This window comes from Martinezella lusitana (assembly GCF_014207095.1).
Taxonomy (GTDB): domain Bacteria; phylum Pseudomonadota; class Alphaproteobacteria; order Rhizobiales; family Rhizobiaceae; genus Rhizobium; species Rhizobium lusitanum_B.
Genome location: NZ_JACHBG010000001.1, coordinates 789,846 through 804,241 on the forward strand (window position 1 = coordinate 789,846; position 14,396 = coordinate 804,241).

The window sequence follows — 14,396 nt, forward strand, 5'->3', positions numbered from 1 at the left end:
GGCGGTCTGGTGGTCGCCTTGCCGCGATGCCGCTTGCGCTCAGCGGAAGCGGATGATCGCGACTTCGCCTTCGAGCGCGCCCTGGTAGGCCGAGGCGTGCGGCTCTTCGTCCGGAATATCCGTCAGCAGGCCGATCTGATCCAGGTCTGCCTCTATGAAGCCTTCCTCTGCAAGTGCATTGAGCGCTTCGCGCACGGCAGTGTCGTCATCCGGCGCCTTCAACATCACATGCAGGTCGATGCCTTCGCCGCCATCGGTCTCATAGCCTTTGCCGATGATGATGAAGACCATGGGACCATCGGAATTATTGTCGTTGTCTGGCGCAGTAATCATGAATCTTCCTTCGGGAGTATCGAATCGACCCGGCGATTCCTTTGTTAGGGCAGGGCGTCGGATGAAAATGCCTTTCGGTGATTCCTTATAGGGATTTTGGCGAAATACCAAAGTCCATCTTGCCGAAGGGACGGCATTTCCCTATTGAAAGCGCCAAATGGCTGGTTTTCCCGGGCTTCCGGGCCTTTGTGACAAAGATAATTTCTTAACCGGCCTTGACGAACCGGCGTGAAACCAGTAGTACCGCCGCCATCGGAACCCATGTGAGGCATGGTCGTTCGGGGCGACGCGCCCTGAAGTTCACCTCAAACAAGGTTCTAAAACGCACGTTGAAGACACGAATGCTGCACGCAAGACGCCACTCTAGGTGTCCTCTGCTTTTTTGTGGTCCATCTGCGAAAGCGGATCGGGCCACGTTTTGCGCATTGAGACGATCGTGTGTCGTTGCCGGTGACGGCGATAATCATGCCCGCAAGGGTGTCGAGATAGATTTACAAGGGATGGTTGAATGCCTACCGTAAACCAGCTGATCCGCAAGCCTCGCCAGGCGCAGGTAAAGCGTAACAAGGTTCCCGCTCTCCAGGAGAACCCGCAGAAGCGCGGCGTTTGCACCCGCGTCTACACGACCACGCCGAAGAAGCCGAACTCGGCTCTGCGTAAGGTCGCAAAGATCCGTCTGACCAACGGCTTCGAAGTCATTGGTTACATTCCCGGCGAAGGTCATAACCTTCAGGAACACTCCGTCGTCATGATCCGTGGCGGCCGCGTAAAGGACCTTCCGGGTGTCCGTTATCACATCATCCGCGGCGTTCTCGATACCCAGGGTGTCAAGAACCGCAAGCAGCGCCGTTCGAAGTACGGTGCGAAGCGTCCGAAGTAATTCGGTTTCAGATAATCCGGCGCTGCGCGAGGTTCTCCGCGTGGTGAGGCGCCGCTAACAGTTGAGAGACGAGAAGTACATGTCCAGACGTCATAAGGCAGAAAAGCGCGAGATCAATCCGGACCCGAAGTTCGGCGATCTGGTCGTCACCAAGTTCATGAATGCTATCATGCTTGACGGCAAGAAGTCCGTCGCTGAAAGCATCGTATACGGCGCATTCGACGCCGTGCAGGGCAAGGCAAAGCAGGAGCCGCTCGGCGTGTTCCATCAGGCTTTGGATAACATCGCTCCGCACGTTGAAGTTCGTTCGCGTCGCGTTGGTGGTGCTACGTACCAGGTTCCAGTTGATGTTCGTCCGGAGCGCCGTCAGGCTCTCGCTATTCGTTGGCTGATCACTGCTGCCCGTAAGCGTAACGAAACGACTATGGTCGATCGCCTCAGCGGCGAACTTCTCGATGCCTCCAACAACCGCGGCGCTGCCGTTAAGAAGCGCGAAGACACGCACAAGATGGCTGATGCCAACCGTGCGTTCTCGCATTATCGCTGGTAATCCCGAACGGTTTCGGAAAGGCAGTCCATTATGGCTCGCGAATATAAAATCGAAGACTACCGCAATTTCGGTATCATGGCGCACATCGACGCCGGCAAGACCACGACCACCGAGCGTATTCTTTACTACACCGGCAAGTCGCACAAGATCGGCGAAGTGCACGACGGCGCAGCCACGATGGACTGGATGGAGCAGGAGCAGGAGCGTGGCATCACGATCACCTCCGCTGCTACGACCACCTTCTGGAAGGGCCGCGACGGCAAGACCCGCCGCTTCAACATCATCGACACCCCCGGCCACGTTGACTTCACCATCGAAGTGGAACGTTCGCTGCGCGTTCTCGACGGTGCTATCGCTCTGCTCGACGCCAACGCCGGCGTAGAGCCGCAGACGGAAACCGTCTGGCGTCAGGCTGAGAAGTATCATGTTCCGCGCATGATCTTCTGCAACAAGATGGACAAGACCGGCGCTGACTTCTATCGCTCGGTTGAGATGATCAAGACCCGCCTCGGCGCTACCGCCGTCGTCATGCAGCTGCCGATCGGCGCTGAAAGCGACTTCAAGGGCGTTATCGACCTGATCGAGATGAACGCTCTCATCTGGCGTGACGAATCGCTCGGCGCTCAGTGGGACGTCGTCGAAATTCCGGAAGACATGAAGGCAAAGGCTGCCGAATACCGCGAAAAGCTGATCGAGACCGTTGTCGAGATCGACGAAGCCGCGACTGAGGCCTACCTCGAAGGCAACCTGCCTGACAACGATCAGATCCGTGCGCTCGTCCGTCGCGGCACGATCGACGTCAAGTTCCATCCGATGTTCTGCGGCACCGCCTTCAAGAACAAGGGTGTTCAGCCGCTGCTCGACGCCGTTGTCGATTACCTGCCGTCGCCGCTCGACATCCCGGCGATCAAGGGCATCGATTTCAAGACCGACGCCGAGATCGAACGTCACGCTGACGACAGCGAGCCGTTGTCCATGCTGGCATTCAAGATCATGAACGATCCCTTCGTCGGTTCGCTCACCTTCGCTCGCATCTATTCCGGCAAGCTCGAAAAGGGCGCATCGGTCATCAACACGGTCAAGGACAAGCGCGAGCGCGTCGGCCGTATGCTGCAGATGCACTCGAACTCGCGTGAAGACATCGAAGAAGCCTTCGCTGGCGACATCGTTGCTTTGGCCGGCCTCAAGGAAACCACCACTGGCGATACGCTCTGCGATCCGCTGAAGCCGGTTATCCTCGAGCGCATGGAATTCCCCGAGCCGGTCATTCAGATCGCGATCGAGCCGAAGACCAAGGGCGACCAGGAAAAGATGGGCCTCGCGCTCAACCGCCTGGCTGCAGAAGACCCGTCCTTCCGCGTCAAGACGGACCAGGAATCGGGCCAGACCATCATCGCAGGCATGGGTGAACTCCACCTCGACATCATCGTCGACCGTATGCGTCGTGAATTCAAGGTTGAAGCAAGCGTCGGCGCGCCGCAGGTTGCTTACCGCGAAACCATCACGCGTCAGACGGAAAAGGACTACACCCACAAGAAGCAGTCTGGCGGTACCGGTCAGTTCGCTCGCGTCAAGATCGTGTTCGAACCAAACCCGGACGGCGACGACTTCAAGTTCGAGTCCAAGATCGTCGGCGGTTCTGTTCCGAAGGAATACATTCCGGGCGTTCAGAAGGGTATCGAAAGCGTTCTGTCTTCGGGCCCGCTGGCTGGCTTCCCGATGCTCGGCGTCAAGGCGACGCTCATCGACGGTGCCTTCCACGATGTTGACTCGTCGGTTCTGGCCTTCGAAATCGCTTCCCGCGCTTGCTTCCGTGAAGCAGCTCGCGAAGCCGGTGCTCAGCTCCTCGAGCCGATGATGAAGGTCGAAGTCGTAACGCCGGAAGACTACGTCGGCGACGTCATCGGCGACTTGAACTCGCGTCGTGGCCAGATCCAGGGCCAGGAAAGCCGCGGTATCGCTGTTGTCATCAACGCAAACGTCCCGCTGGCAAACATGTTCAAGTACGTCGACAACCTGCGTTCGATGTCTCAGGGTCGTGCACAGTACACGATGACCTTCGATCATTACGCGCCGGTTCCGTCGAACGTCGCACAGGAAATCCAGGCAAAGTATTCCGGTCAGAAGTGACCGGAATACCAATTGACCGATAACAAGAATTGATCCCTTCGGGGACAGGAAAAATGGAGAGCCGAAAATGGCAAAGAGTAAGTTTGAGCGCAATAAGCCGCACGTCAACATTGGTACGATTGGGCACGTTGACCACGGCAAGACGTCACTGACGGCAGCGATCACGAAGTACTTCGGTGAGTTCAAGGCGTATGACCAGATCGACGCCGCTCCGGAAGAGAAGGCTCGTGGTATCACGATCTCGACGGCGCACGTTGAGTATGAGACGCCGAACCGTCACTACGCTCACGTCGACTGCCCCGGCCACGCTGACTATGTCAAGAACATGATCACGGGTGCGGCACAGATGGACGGCGCGATCCTGGTTTGCTCGGCAGCCGACGGCCCGATGCCGCAGACCCGCGAGCACATCCTGCTTGCTCGTCAGGTTGGCGTTCCGGCCATCGTCGTGTTCCTGAACAAGGTCGACCAGGTTGACGACGCTGAACTTCTCGAGCTGGTCGAGCTTGAAGTTCGCGAACTTCTGTCGTCCTACGACTTCCCGGGCGACGACATCCCGGTTGTCAAGGGTTCGGCACTTGCTGCTCTTGAAGACAGCGACAAGAAGATCGGCGAAGACGCGATCCGCGAGCTGATGGCTCAGGTTGACGCCTACATCCCGACGCCGGAGCGTCCGATCGACCAGCCGTTCCTGATGCCGATCGAAGACGTGTTCTCGATCTCGGGCCGTGGTACGGTTGTGACGGGCCGCGTTGAGCGTGGTATCGTCAAGGTTGGTGAAGAAGTCGAAATCGTCGGCATTCGTCCGACGTCGAAGACGACGGTTACCGGCGTTGAAATGTTCCGCAAGCTGCTCGATCAGGGCCAGGCTGGCGACAACATCGGCGCCCTGGTTCGCGGTGTTAACCGTGACGGCGTTGAGCGTGGTCAGATCCTGTGCAAGCCGGGCTCTGTCAAGCCGCACAAGAAGTTCATGGCCGAAGCCTACATCCTGACGAAGGAAGAAGGCGGCCGTCATACGCCGTTCTTCACGAACTACCGCCCGCAGTTCTACTTCCGCACGACGGACGTGACGGGCATCGTGACGCTTCCGGAAGGCACGGAAATGGTTATGCCAGGCGACAACGTCACGGTTGCTGTTGAGCTGATCGTTCCGATCGCGATGGAAGAAAAGCTTCGCTTCGCTATCCGCGAAGGCGGCCGTACCGTCGGCGCTGGCATCGTTGCATCCATCGTCGAGTAATTCGAAGCCGGCCACTCCACCCGAGTGGCCGATTCGATGACAATATTATGATGCAAGCGGCAGTAGCCGCTTGCTTATGACATGGAAATGTTGCAAATGGCGCGCGAGCGTGATTTGCGCTCTGCTTCGGATGACGAAGCGGGCAGTGAAATTAACAATAAGGTGGACCGAAAGGTCTAGCAGAGTGGATGGGGATGCCGCAGCCGGCGTCCCTCTCGATCTTTGAAACCGGTGGTCCGCCTTAGGAAAAAGAACAATCCGTGCCTGTTTTTTTAACGGCACGCGAGATAACAAAACACAAGGATAACGTCGAATGAACGGCCAAAATATCCGCATTCGCCTGAAGGCGTTCGATCACCGGATTCTCGATGCTTCCACGCGCGAGATCGTGTCGACGGCGAAGCGCACCGGTGCTAGCGTCCGGGGCCCCGTTCCGCTTCCGACCCGTATCGAGAAGTTCACGGTTAACCGGTCCCCACACATCGACAAGAAGAGCCGCGAGCAGTTCGAGATGCGCACGCATAAGCGCCTCCTCGACATCGTTGACCCGACCCCGCAGACGGTAGACGCGCTGATGAAGCTCGATCTCGCCGCCGGTGTCGATGTTGAGATCAAGCTCTGAGACCTGGTTCTCGAGCTGAGTGAGAAGGATTGAACCGATGCGTTCAGGTGTGATTGCACAGAAGGTGGGAATGACCCGCGTCTATAACGACGCCGGCGAGCATGTCCCGGTAACCGTATTGCGTTTGGATGGCTGCCAGGTCGTAGCCCAGCGCACAGTTGAAAAGAATGGCTACACCGCAGTTCAGCTGGGTGCCGGCCAGGCTAAAGTTAAGAACACGACGAAGGCCCTGCGCGGTCATTTCGCCGTCGCAAGCGTTGAGCCGAAGGCCAAGCTCGTTGAATTCCGTGTTACGGACGACAACCTGCTTGAAGTCGGCACCGAGCTTAAGGCTGCTCACTTCACGGCGGGTCAGCTCGTCGACGTGACCGGCACGACGATCGGTAAGGGTTTTGCCGGCGCTATGAAGCGTCACGGCTTCGGCGGTCTGCGTGCTACGCACGGTGTGTCGGTTTCGCACCGCTCGCACGGTTCGACCGGTTCGCGCCAGGACCCCGGCAAGGTGTTCAAGAACAAGAAGATGGCTGGTCACATGGGCCAGACGCGCGTGACGACGCAGAACCTTGAAGTGGTTTCGACCGATGAAGATCGCGGTCTGATCCTCGTCAAGGGCGCGGTTCCCGGCTCCAAGGGCGCCTGGATCATCGTGCGCGATGCCGTCAAGTCGGCCGCGAAGTAAGGGAGCCAAACCAATGGAATTGAACGTCAAGACCCTCGAGGGCAAAGACGCTGGGAAGGTTTCCCTTTCTGACGCGATTTTCGGCCTGGAGCCGCGTGAAGACATTCTCGCCCGCGTCATTCGCTGGCAGCTTGCCAAAAAGCAGCAGGGCACGCATCAGGCCAAGGGCCGCGCGGACGTAGCCCGCACCGGCGCCAAGATGTACAAGCAGAAGGGTACGGGCCGGGCTCGTCACCATTCGGCTCGCGCTCCGCAGTTCCGCGGCGGTGGTAAGGCTCACGGCCCGGTTACCCGCAGCCACGAGCACGATCTGCCGAAGAAGGTTCGCGCCCTCGGCCTGCGTCACGCTCTGTCTGCCAAGCTGAAGTCCGAAGACGTCATCGTCATCGACAGCCTGATTGCAGCTGATGCGAAGACCAAGGCTCTGGCCAGCACTTTCGAGACGCTCGGCCTGACCAACGCGCTGTTCATCGGCGGTGCCGAATTGGACAACAACTTCAAGCTCGCAGCCCAGAACATCCCGAACATCGATGTTCTGCCGGTTCAGGGCATCAACGTTTACGACATCCTGCGCCGTGGCAAGCTCGTCCTGTCCAAGGCCGCAGTTGAAGCTCTAGAGGAGCGATTCAAGTGACGGATCTTCGCCATTACGATGTGATCGTTTCTCCTGCGATCACCGAAAAGTCCACCCTGCTTTCGGACAATAACCAGGTTGTTTTCAACGTTGCCAAGACCGCGACGAAGCCTGAAATCAAGGCTGCCGTCGAAGCGCTGTTCGGCGTCAAGGTTACGGCCGTTAACACCCTGCTGCGCCTGGGCAAGACCAAGCGGTTCAAAGGTCTCGTCGGCAAGCAGAAGGACGTGAAGAAGGCTATCGTGACACTCGCCGAAGGCCAGTCGATCGACGTCTCCACCGGTCTCTGAGGAATAAGAAAATGGCATTGAAAACATTCAATCCGACGACCCCGAGCCAGCGTCAGCTGGTCATCGTCGATCGCTCCTCGCTCTACAAGGGCAAGCCGGTCAAGACGCTGACGGAAGGCCTGACCTCCAAGGGCGGACGTAACAACACCGGTCGCATCACCGTGCGTTTCCAGGGTGGCGGTCATAAGCGCAGCTATCGTCTGGTCGACTTCAAGCGTCGCAAGTTCGACGTTGAAGCAACCGTCGAGCGTATCGAATACGACCCGAACCGTACCGCTTACATCGCTCTGGTGAAGTACACGGACGGCGAACTGGCCTACATCCTCGCTCCGCAGCGCCTCGCTTCCGGCGACAAGGTCATTGCTTCGGAAAAGGCTGTCGACGTAAAGCCCGGCAACACCATGCCGCTGCAGTTCATCCCGGTCGGCTCCATCATCCATAACGTGGAAATGAAGCCGGGCAAGGGTGGTCAGATCGCTCGCTCCGCCGGTTCCTACGCGCAGCTCGTTGGTCGCGACCAGGGTATGGCGATCCTTCGCCTCAACTCCGGCGAACAGCGCCTCGTACACGGCACCTGCCTTGCAACGATCGGTGCGGTTTCGAACCCGGATCATGCCAACATCAACGACGGTAAGGCCGGTCGTTCGCGTTGGCGTGGCAAGAAGCCGCATAACCGCGGCGTCGTCATGAACCCGGTCGACCATCCGCACGGCGGTGGTGAAGGCCGCACCTCTGGTGGTCGCCATCCGGTGACCCCATGGGGCAAGCCGACCAAGGGCAAGCGTACGCGGTCGAACAAGTCGACCGACAAGATGATCATGCGCTCGCGCCATCAGCGCAAGAAGTAAGAGAGGAAGTCTCAAGTGGCTCGTTCAGTATGGAAAGGTCCGTTTGTTGACGGCTATCTTCTCAAGAAGGCTGAGAAGGTGCGTGAAGGCGGACGTAACGAAGTAATCAAGATGTGGAGCCGTCGCTCCACCATCATGCCGCAGTTCGTTGGTCTCACCTTTGGTGTTTACAACGGCAGCAAGCATATTCCGGTCAGCGTCAATGAAGACATGGTCGGACACAAGTTCGGCGAGTTCGCCCCGACCCGTACCTATTATGGTCACGGTGCGGACAAGAAGGCGAAGAGGAAGTAACAATGGGCAAGGCAAAAACCGAACGCCGGCTGAAGGACAATGAGGCGCAGGCAGTTGCGCGCACGCTCCGTGTCAGCCCGCAGAAGCTCAACCTGGTTGCGGCACAGATCCGCGGCAAGAAGGTTGACCGCGCGCTCGCAGAGCTGGAATTCTCGCGCAAGCGCATTGCTGGCGCTGTGAAGAAGACGCTCGAATCTGCGATCGCCAACGCAGAAAACAACCACGATCTCGACGTTGACTCGCTGGTCGTAGCGGAAGCTTACGTTGGCAAGTCGATCGTCATGAAGCGTTTCCACGCTCGTGGCCGTGGCCGTGCGTCTCGTATCGAGCGTCCGTTCGCCCACCTGACGATCGTCGTTCGTGAAGTTGAAGCTCAAGAGGAGGCCGCATAATGGGTCAGAAAATCAATCCAATCGGTTTTCGTCTTGGCATCAACCGCACTTGGGATAGCCGCTGGTTTGCGGACAATGCCGAGTACGGTCAGCTTCTTCACGAAGACCTGAAGATGCGTAAGTTCGTCATGAACGAACTGAAGCAGGCTGGTATCTCGAAGGTCGTCATCGAACGTCCGCACAAGAAGTGCCGCGTCACGATCCACTCGGCTCGCCCGGGTTTGATCATCGGCAAGAAGGGTGCAGACATCGATAAGCTCCGCAAGAAGCTGTCGGACATGACGAACTCCGAAACGCACCTCAACATCGTTGAAGTACGCAAGCCGGAAATCGACGCGACGCTGGTTGCCCAGTCGATCGCTCAGCAGCTTGAGCGCCGTGTTGCTTTCCGTCGCGCCATGAAGCGCGCCGTTCAGTCCGCGATGCGTCTTGGCGCCGAAGGCATCAAGATCACCTGCGCCGGCCGTCTTGGCGGTGCTGAAATCGCTCGTACGGAATGGTACCGCGAAGGCCGTGTGCCGCTGCACACGCTGCGCGCCGACATCGATTACGGTACGGCTGAAGCAGAAACCGCTTTCGGCATCTGCGGCATCAAGGTTTGGATCTTCAAGGGCGAAATCCTTGAGCACGATCCGATGGCCTCCGAACGCCGTGCGCTCGAGGGCGACGCCCAGGGTCCGGCTAGCCGCGATCGCGATAGAGACCGTCGCCGCGACAACGCTTGATAGCGTACGTGGCAGATAAGTTCGGAGAATAAGAAAATGTTGCAGCCAAAGCGTACGAAGTACCGCAAGCAATTCAAGGGCCGCATCAAGGGCGTTGCCAAGGGTGGTTCTGACCTGGCGTTCGGCGAATTCGGTTTGAAGTCGCAGGAGCCTAACCGCGTTAACGCTCGTGAGATCGAAGCAGCTCGTCGCGCGATCACGCGCCACATGAAGCGTGCCGGCCGTGTGTGGATCCGCGTGTTCCCGGATGTTCCGGTAACCGCAAAGCCTACCGAAGTCCGTATGGGTAAAGGTAAGGGTTCCGTGGAATACTGGGCATGCAAGGTCAAGCCCGGCCGCATGATGTTCGAGATCGACGGTGTGAGCGAAGAAATCGCTCGTGAGGCTCTTCGCCTCGGCGCTGCCAAGCTCTCGGTCAAGACGCGCTTCGTTCAGCGCATTGCAGAGTAAGGAAGAAGCTCATGAAAGCCGCAGATGTTCGCGCCCTGAGCGCCGACCAACTCAAGGACGAGCTTGCCAAGCTGAAGAAGGAGCAGTTCAACCTGCGCTTTCAGAAGGCGACCGGCCAGCTTGAAAAGTCCTCGCGCATCAACGAAGTCCGTAAGGACATCGCTCGCGTAAAAACCATTGCCCGCCAGAAGGCGGCAGAAGCAAAGGCCTAAAGGAAAAATAACATGCCGAAGCGCATTCTGCAGGGCGTCGTGGTCAGCGACAAGAACGAGAAGACTGTAGTAGTTCGCGTTGAGCGTCGATTCGCTCACCCGCTGCTCCAGAAGACTGTTCGTCGTTCCAAGAAGTACAAGGCTCACGACGAGAACAATCAGTACAAGGTCGGCGACGTCGTTTCCATCGAGGAATGCGCGCCGATTTCCAAGGACAAGAGCTGGACGGTCATTTCCGCCCAGTCCAAGTAACAGAATCTCGCTCAGGCCCTTGCGCTTGGGCGAAATATCTGTATGAAGCACGAGCTTGGAAGCAGGACGCTCGCGTACGGGCGTTCTTTTGCTTTATTGATGACCGGCGACGGCGACCGCATGCGGTTCCCGAAGCTTTGAAATCAGACAAGACACTAGTTCATAAGCCGGGGTAGGGGGTCGGTTGACCCAACCATTCCGGTAACAACAAGAAGGCGACCTGACATGATTCAGATGCAAACAAACCTCGACGTGGCGGATAATTCCGGCGCACGTCGTGTCATGTGCATCAAGGTGCTGGGCGGCTCGAAGCGCAAGTACGCTTCTATCGGCGACGTCATCGTCGTTTCGATCAAGGAAGCTATTCCGCGCGGCCGTGTGAAGAAGGGTGATGTGATGAAGGCGGTTGTCGTTCGTACCGCCAAGGACATCCGTCGTCCGGATGGCAGCGTCATCCGCTTCGATACCAACGCAGCAGTCCTCATCGACAACAAGAAAGAGCCGATCGGCACCCGTATCTTCGGACCGGTTCCGCGCGAACTTCGCGCCAAGAACCACATGAAGATCATCTCGCTGGCTCCAGAAGTACTGTAAGGAGCGGAGCGATGCAGAAGATCCGTAAAGGCGACAAGGTCGTCGTATTGACCGGTAAGGACAAGGGCCGCACCGGCGAAGTTATTCAAGTGCTGCCGAAGGAAGACCGTGCGGTCGTTCGTGGCGTCAACGTCGTAAAGCGCCATCAGCGCCAGACGCAGAGCCAGGAAGCCGGCATCATCAGCAAGGAAGCCCCGCTTCACCTGTCCAACATTGCTGTCGTCGACAAGGACGGCAAGCCGACCCGCGTCGGTTTCAAGGTTGTGGATGGTAAGAAGGTCCGTGTGGCCAAGACCTCTGGAGAAGTGATCGATGGCTGAGGCAAAGTACGAGCCGCGGCTCAAGAAGGAATACGTTGCTCGCATCCGTGCGGCCATGCTGGAGAAGTTCTCCTACGCCAACGAGATGCAGATCCCGAAGCTGGACAAGATCGTGATCAACATGGGCGTCGGCGAAGCAACGGCTGATTCGAAGAAGCCGACTGTTGCTGCTGCCGATCTCGCAGCGATCGCTGGTCAGAAGCCGGTCATCACGCGCGCACGCAACTCCATCGCTGGCTTCAAGGTCCGCGAAAACATGCCGATCGGCGCGAAGGTCACCCTGCGCGGCGCCCGCATGTACGAGTTCCTGGATCGCCTGGTCAACATCGCGCTTCCGCGCGTTCGCGACTTCCGCGGCCTGAACCCGAAGAGCTTTGACGGTCGTGGCAATTTCGCCATGGGCATCAAGGAGCACATTGTGTTCCCAGAGATCAACTACGACAAGGTTGATCAGATGTGGGGCATGGACATCATCGTTTGCACGACGGCAAACACGGACGACGAAGCACGGGCTCTTCTGAAAGAGTTCAACTTCCCGTTCCGTCAGTAACCGTAACGACGAGCGTAGAAAAGGAAACCTGATATGGCGAAGACAAGCGCAGTTGAAAAGAACAAGCGCCGCCGCAATACGGTTGCCAACCAGGCTGCGAAGCGCGCTGCCCTGAAGGCAATCATCATGAACCAGTCTCTCTCGATCGAAGACCGGTTCAAGGCTACCCTGAAGCTGGCATCGCTCCCGCGCGATGGATCGAAGACTCGCATTCGCAACCGTTGCGAAGTATCGGGCCGTCCGCGCGCCTATTACCGCAAACTGCGCATGTCGCGTATCGCGCTGCGTGAACTGGGCAACCTCGGCAAGGTGCCGGGCATTGTCAAGTCGAGCTGGTAAGGAGCAGATTAGATGACCATGACTGATCCTTTGGGCGATATGCTCACCCGCATCCGCAATGGTGCTTCGCGCCGCAAGTCGTCGGTTTCGACGCCTGCGTCCAAGCTCCGTGCGCGCGTTCTCGATGTTCTGCAGGCTGAAGGCTACATCCGTGGCTACTCCGTCGTCGATTTCGGCAACGGCAAGTCTGAGCTCAACATCGAGCTGAAGTACTACGAAGGCTCGTCGGTGATCCGTGAGATCGGCCGCGTGTCTAAGCCGGGCCGCCGAGTTTATGTCTCGGTTAAGTCCATTCCGCAGGTCGCGAACGGTCTCGGCATCACTATCCTTTCGACTCCGAAGGGTGTGATGGCTGATCACCAGGCTCGTGAACAGAATGTTGGTGGCGAGGTTCTCTGCTCGGTCTTCTAAGATCGGACAGGGATCTCCTTCGAAACAGACAGGTTTGAAAAATGTCTCGTATCGGTAAGAAGCCCGTTCAGGTACCTGCAGGGATCACGGCCACGGTTGATGGCCAAAAAGTGACTGCCAAGGGCCCCAAGGGCGAGCTGTTTTTCGTCGCTAACGACGAAATCGGTCTCAAGCTGGAAAACAATGCAATTGTCGTAACGCCGCTTAACGACTCCAAGGGCGCTCGTTCAAAGTGGGGCATGTCCCGCACGATGATCGAGAACATCCTGAAGGGTGTTAAGGACGGCTACGAGCGTAAGCTCGAAATCAACGGCGTCGGCTATCGTGCGACCATGCAGGGCAAGAACCTGCAGCTGGCGCTCGGCTTCAGCCACGACGTGGTTTATGAGCCGCCGCAGGGCATCACGATCGCTGTGCCGAAGCCGACGGAAATCGTCGTCACCGGCATCAACAAGCAGCAGGTCGGCCAAGTTGCAGCTGAAATCCGCGAATACCGCGGTCCCGAGCCTTACAAGGGCAAGGGTGTTAAGTATGCCGAAGAGCGGATCATCCGCAAAGAAGGCAAGAAGAAGTAAGGATCACGCGAAATGGCTAGCAGGAAAGAAGCACTTGCGCGTCGCGCCAACCGCGTGCGCCGTCAAATCAAGTCGGTGGCCAACGGCCGTCCGCGCCTGTCGGTTCATCGCTCGTCGAAGAACATCTACGCCCAGGTCATTGATGATGTGGCTGGCAAGACCCTCGCGGCTGCCTCCACGCTCGACAAGGATCTGCGCGGTTCTCTGAAGACCGGTGCCGATACCGCCGCCGCAGCTCTGGTTGGCAAGCTCGTTGCTGAGCGCGCATCCAAGGCAGGCGTGAAGGAAGTCGTGTTCGATCGCGGCGCCTTCATCTATCACGGCCGCATCAAGGCTCTCGCCGAAGCGGCTCGCGAAGGCGGCCTGACCTTCTGATCAAGTTTCCGGCCGGTAGCCAACAGGCGCCGGCCGGATTTCACCGGACCGCAAATCTCCCTTCGGAGGTTGATGCGGTCTTCGTTTTGTTTGCCCGTTGCACCCGGAAAAGAAAAAGGAAGAGGACAATGGCACAGGAAAAGAGGGCTCCGCGGGAAGACCGCCAGAGCCGTGAAGAGCGCGATAGCGAATTCGTCGACAAGCTGGTCGCGATCAACCGCGTCGCCAAGGTTGTGAAGGGTGGCCGCCGTTTCGGTTTCGCCGCTCTCGTCGTCGTCGGCGACCAGAAGGGCCGCGTCGGCTTTGGTCACGGCAAGGCACGCGAAGTGCCGGAAGCGATCCGCAAGGCAACCGAAAGCGCCAAGCGCGACATGATCTTCGTACCGCTGCGTGACGGCCGTACGCTGCATCACGACGTTCATGGCCGTCATGGCGCCGGCAAGGTTCTGCTGCGCTCGGCCAAGGTCGGTACCGGTATCATCGCCGGCGGTCCGATGCGTGCCGTTTTCGAAACGCTCGGCGTTCATGACGTCGTTGCCAAGTCGACCGGTTCGTCGAACCCATACAACATGGTTCGCGCCACGTTCGACGCCCTGAAGCACCAGGTTCACCCGAAGGACATCGCAGCTCAGCGTGGCATCAAGTATGCTACCCTGCAGGCTCGTCGCGCCGCTTCGGGCAACGCCTCCGAAGAATAA

Annotated in this window: 24 protein-coding genes; 23 read left to right on the forward strand and 1 reads right to left on the reverse strand. The window is 58.3% G+C overall.

Going from position 1 to position 14,396, the window contains the following annotated elements; all coding sequences use genetic code 11:
• Positions 1-39 precede the first annotated feature (39 nt).
• Positions 40-333 carry a hypothetical protein gene (locus GGD46_RS03790; RefSeq protein WP_004123433.1) on the reverse strand — a complete coding sequence of 98 codons (294 nt, stop codon included), beginning with the start codon at positions 331-333 and terminating at the stop codon, positions 40-42.
• 508 nt (positions 334-841) lie between these two features.
• Here GGD46_RS03790 and rpsL point away from each other — a divergent pair.
• From rpsL to rpsE, 23 genes are all read left to right on the forward strand, one after another.
• Complete coding sequence (gene rpsL / locus GGD46_RS03795; protein ID WP_003507760.1) at positions 842-1,213, forward strand: 30S ribosomal protein S12; 372 nt, start codon at positions 842-844, stop codon at positions 1,211-1,213.
• Positions 1,214-1,292: 79 nt separating this feature from the next.
• Complete coding sequence (gene rpsG / locus GGD46_RS03800; RefSeq protein WP_037153812.1) at positions 1,293-1,763, forward strand: 30S ribosomal protein S7; 471 nt, start codon at positions 1,293-1,295, stop codon at positions 1,761-1,763.
• 30 nt (positions 1,764-1,793) lie between these two features.
• Positions 1,794-3,893 (forward strand): elongation factor G, encoded by a 2,100-nt coding sequence (gene fusA / locus GGD46_RS03805; RefSeq protein WP_184701934.1) that lies wholly within the window; start codon positions 1,794-1,796, stop codon positions 3,891-3,893.
• Positions 3,894-3,960: 67 nt separating this feature from the next.
• Entirely contained in the window at positions 3,961-5,136 is a 1,176-nt protein-coding gene (tuf, locus tag GGD46_RS03810) for an elongation factor Tu (protein WP_015339584.1), read from the forward strand.
• 313 nt (positions 5,137-5,449) lie between these two features.
• A complete protein-coding gene (gene rpsJ, locus GGD46_RS03815; RefSeq protein ID WP_003547547.1) occupies positions 5,450-5,758 on the forward strand; it encodes a 30S ribosomal protein S10 in 309 nt (102 codons plus the stop codon).
• Positions 5,759-5,795: 37 nt separating this feature from the next.
• A complete protein-coding gene (gene rplC / locus GGD46_RS03820; protein WP_004118384.1) occupies positions 5,796-6,437 on the forward strand; it encodes a 50S ribosomal protein L3 in 642 nt (213 codons plus the stop codon).
• Between the two features lie 13 nt (positions 6,438-6,450).
• Positions 6,451-7,071 (forward strand): 50S ribosomal protein L4, encoded by a 621-nt coding sequence (gene rplD, locus GGD46_RS03825; RefSeq protein ID WP_184701936.1) that lies wholly within the window; start codon positions 6,451-6,453, stop codon positions 7,069-7,071.
• On the forward strand, positions 7,068-7,361 hold the full coding sequence (locus tag GGD46_RS03830; RefSeq protein WP_007690755.1) for a 50S ribosomal protein L23: 294 nt from the start codon (positions 7,068-7,070) through the stop codon (positions 7,359-7,361). Before rplD ends, GGD46_RS03830 begins: the two co-directional genes overlap by 4 nt.
• A gap of 11 nt (positions 7,362-7,372) precedes the next feature.
• Positions 7,373-8,209, forward strand: coding sequence for a 50S ribosomal protein L2 (gene rplB, locus GGD46_RS03835; RefSeq protein ID WP_184701938.1), 837 nt, complete (start codon positions 7,373-7,375; stop codon positions 8,207-8,209).
• A gap of 15 nt (positions 8,210-8,224) precedes the next feature.
• A complete protein-coding gene (gene rpsS, locus GGD46_RS03840; RefSeq protein ID WP_037199970.1) occupies positions 8,225-8,503 on the forward strand; it encodes a 30S ribosomal protein S19 in 279 nt (92 codons plus the stop codon).
• A 2-nt stretch (positions 8,504-8,505) separates the two neighbouring features.
• The gene (rplV, locus tag GGD46_RS03845) at positions 8,506-8,895 is read left to right on the forward strand and encodes a 50S ribosomal protein L22 (RefSeq protein WP_184701940.1); all 390 of its coding nucleotides are present in this window, start codon (positions 8,506-8,508) and stop codon (positions 8,893-8,895) included.
• On the forward strand, positions 8,895-9,620 hold the full coding sequence (gene rpsC / locus GGD46_RS03850; protein WP_004118393.1) for a 30S ribosomal protein S3: 726 nt from the start codon (positions 8,895-8,897) through the stop codon (positions 9,618-9,620). The genes rplV and rpsC overlap by 1 nt, the downstream gene beginning before the upstream one ends.
• A gap of 36 nt (positions 9,621-9,656) precedes the next feature.
• Entirely contained in the window at positions 9,657-10,070 is a 414-nt protein-coding gene (gene rplP, locus GGD46_RS03855; RefSeq protein WP_184701942.1) for a 50S ribosomal protein L16, read from the forward strand.
• A gap of 11 nt (positions 10,071-10,081) precedes the next feature.
• Positions 10,082-10,282, forward strand: a complete 201-nt coding sequence (gene rpmC / locus GGD46_RS03860; protein WP_007690763.1) for a 50S ribosomal protein L29 — start codon at positions 10,082-10,084, stop codon at positions 10,280-10,282.
• Between the two features lie 12 nt (positions 10,283-10,294).
• On the forward strand, positions 10,295-10,534 hold the full coding sequence (gene rpsQ / locus GGD46_RS03865; RefSeq protein WP_184701944.1) for a 30S ribosomal protein S17: 240 nt from the start codon (positions 10,295-10,297) through the stop codon (positions 10,532-10,534).
• A gap of 225 nt (positions 10,535-10,759) precedes the next feature.
• The gene (gene rplN, locus GGD46_RS03870; RefSeq protein WP_003573790.1) at positions 10,760-11,128 is read left to right on the forward strand and encodes a 50S ribosomal protein L14; all 369 of its coding nucleotides are present in this window, start codon (positions 10,760-10,762) and stop codon (positions 11,126-11,128) included.
• 11 nt (positions 11,129-11,139) lie between these two features.
• On the forward strand, positions 11,140-11,448 hold the full coding sequence (rplX, locus tag GGD46_RS03875) for a 50S ribosomal protein L24 (protein ID WP_184701946.1): 309 nt from the start codon (positions 11,140-11,142) through the stop codon (positions 11,446-11,448).
• Positions 11,441-11,998 (forward strand): 50S ribosomal protein L5, encoded by a 558-nt coding sequence (gene rplE / locus GGD46_RS03880; protein ID WP_184701948.1) that lies wholly within the window; start codon positions 11,441-11,443, stop codon positions 11,996-11,998. Before rplX ends, rplE begins: the two co-directional genes overlap by 8 nt.
• A gap of 33 nt (positions 11,999-12,031) precedes the next feature.
• On the forward strand, positions 12,032-12,337 hold the full coding sequence (gene rpsN, locus GGD46_RS03885) for a 30S ribosomal protein S14 (RefSeq protein WP_004118406.1): 306 nt from the start codon (positions 12,032-12,034) through the stop codon (positions 12,335-12,337).
• Between the two features lie 12 nt (positions 12,338-12,349).
• Positions 12,350-12,748 (forward strand): 30S ribosomal protein S8, encoded by a 399-nt coding sequence (gene rpsH / locus GGD46_RS03890; protein ID WP_104822788.1) that lies wholly within the window; start codon positions 12,350-12,352, stop codon positions 12,746-12,748.
• A 41-nt stretch (positions 12,749-12,789) separates the two neighbouring features.
• Positions 12,790-13,323, forward strand: a complete 534-nt coding sequence (gene rplF / locus GGD46_RS03895) for a 50S ribosomal protein L6 (RefSeq protein ID WP_184701950.1) — start codon at positions 12,790-12,792, stop codon at positions 13,321-13,323.
• Positions 13,324-13,335: 12 nt separating this feature from the next.
• Complete coding sequence (rplR, locus tag GGD46_RS03900) at positions 13,336-13,698, forward strand: 50S ribosomal protein L18 (protein WP_004118412.1); 363 nt, start codon at positions 13,336-13,338, stop codon at positions 13,696-13,698.
• A 128-nt stretch (positions 13,699-13,826) separates the two neighbouring features.
• Positions 13,827-14,396: a 30S ribosomal protein S5 gene (rpsE, locus tag GGD46_RS03905; RefSeq protein ID WP_004118414.1), complete on the forward strand. Its 570-nt coding sequence runs from the start codon at positions 13,827-13,829 to the stop codon at positions 14,394-14,396.

Coding starts and splice junctions, on each gene's coding strand:
- rplD (WP_184701936.1), top strand. CDS start 6,451: ATGGAATTGAACGTCAAGACCCTCGAGGGCAAAGACGCTGGGAAGGTT.
- rpsC (WP_004118393.1), top strand. CDS start 8,895: ATGGGTCAGAAAATCAATCCAATCGGTTTTCGTCTTGGCATCAACCGC.
- rplN (WP_003573790.1), top strand. CDS start 10,760: ATGATTCAGATGCAAACAAACCTCGACGTGGCGGATAATTCCGGCGCA.
- rplB (WP_184701938.1), top strand. CDS start 7,373: ATGGCATTGAAAACATTCAATCCGACGACCCCGAGCCAGCGTCAGCTG.
- rplP (WP_184701942.1), top strand. CDS start 9,657: ATGTTGCAGCCAAAGCGTACGAAGTACCGCAAGCAATTCAAGGGCCGC.
- tuf (WP_015339584.1), top strand. CDS start 3,961: ATGGCAAAGAGTAAGTTTGAGCGCAATAAGCCGCACGTCAACATTGGT.
- rplV (WP_184701940.1), top strand. CDS start 8,506: ATGGGCAAGGCAAAAACCGAACGCCGGCTGAAGGACAATGAGGCGCAG.
- rpsQ (WP_184701944.1), top strand. CDS start 10,295: ATGCCGAAGCGCATTCTGCAGGGCGTCGTGGTCAGCGACAAGAACGAG.
- rpsJ (WP_003547547.1), top strand. CDS start 5,450: ATGAACGGCCAAAATATCCGCATTCGCCTGAAGGCGTTCGATCACCGG.
- fusA (WP_184701934.1), top strand. CDS start 1,794: ATGGCTCGCGAATATAAAATCGAAGACTACCGCAATTTCGGTATCATG.
- rpsE (WP_004118414.1), top strand. CDS start 13,827: ATGGCACAGGAAAAGAGGGCTCCGCGGGAAGACCGCCAGAGCCGTGAA.
- rplX (WP_184701946.1), top strand. CDS start 11,140: ATGCAGAAGATCCGTAAAGGCGACAAGGTCGTCGTATTGACCGGTAAG.
- rpsH (WP_104822788.1), top strand. CDS start 12,350: ATGACCATGACTGATCCTTTGGGCGATATGCTCACCCGCATCCGCAAT.
- rplF (WP_184701950.1), top strand. CDS start 12,790: ATGTCTCGTATCGGTAAGAAGCCCGTTCAGGTACCTGCAGGGATCACG.
- rplC (WP_004118384.1), top strand. CDS start 5,796: ATGCGTTCAGGTGTGATTGCACAGAAGGTGGGAATGACCCGCGTCTAT.
- rplE (WP_184701948.1), top strand. CDS start 11,441: ATGGCTGAGGCAAAGTACGAGCCGCGGCTCAAGAAGGAATACGTTGCT.
- rplR (WP_004118412.1), top strand. CDS start 13,336: ATGGCTAGCAGGAAAGAAGCACTTGCGCGTCGCGCCAACCGCGTGCGC.
- rpmC (WP_007690763.1), top strand. CDS start 10,082: ATGAAAGCCGCAGATGTTCGCGCCCTGAGCGCCGACCAACTCAAGGAC.
- rpsL (WP_003507760.1), top strand. CDS start 842: ATGCCTACCGTAAACCAGCTGATCCGCAAGCCTCGCCAGGCGCAGGTA.
- rpsN (WP_004118406.1), top strand. CDS start 12,032: ATGGCGAAGACAAGCGCAGTTGAAAAGAACAAGCGCCGCCGCAATACG.
- rpsG (WP_037153812.1), top strand. CDS start 1,293: ATGTCCAGACGTCATAAGGCAGAAAAGCGCGAGATCAATCCGGACCCG.
- GGD46_RS03790 (WP_004123433.1), bottom strand. CDS start 333: ATGATTACTGCGCCAGACAACGACAATAATTCCGATGGTCCCATGGTC.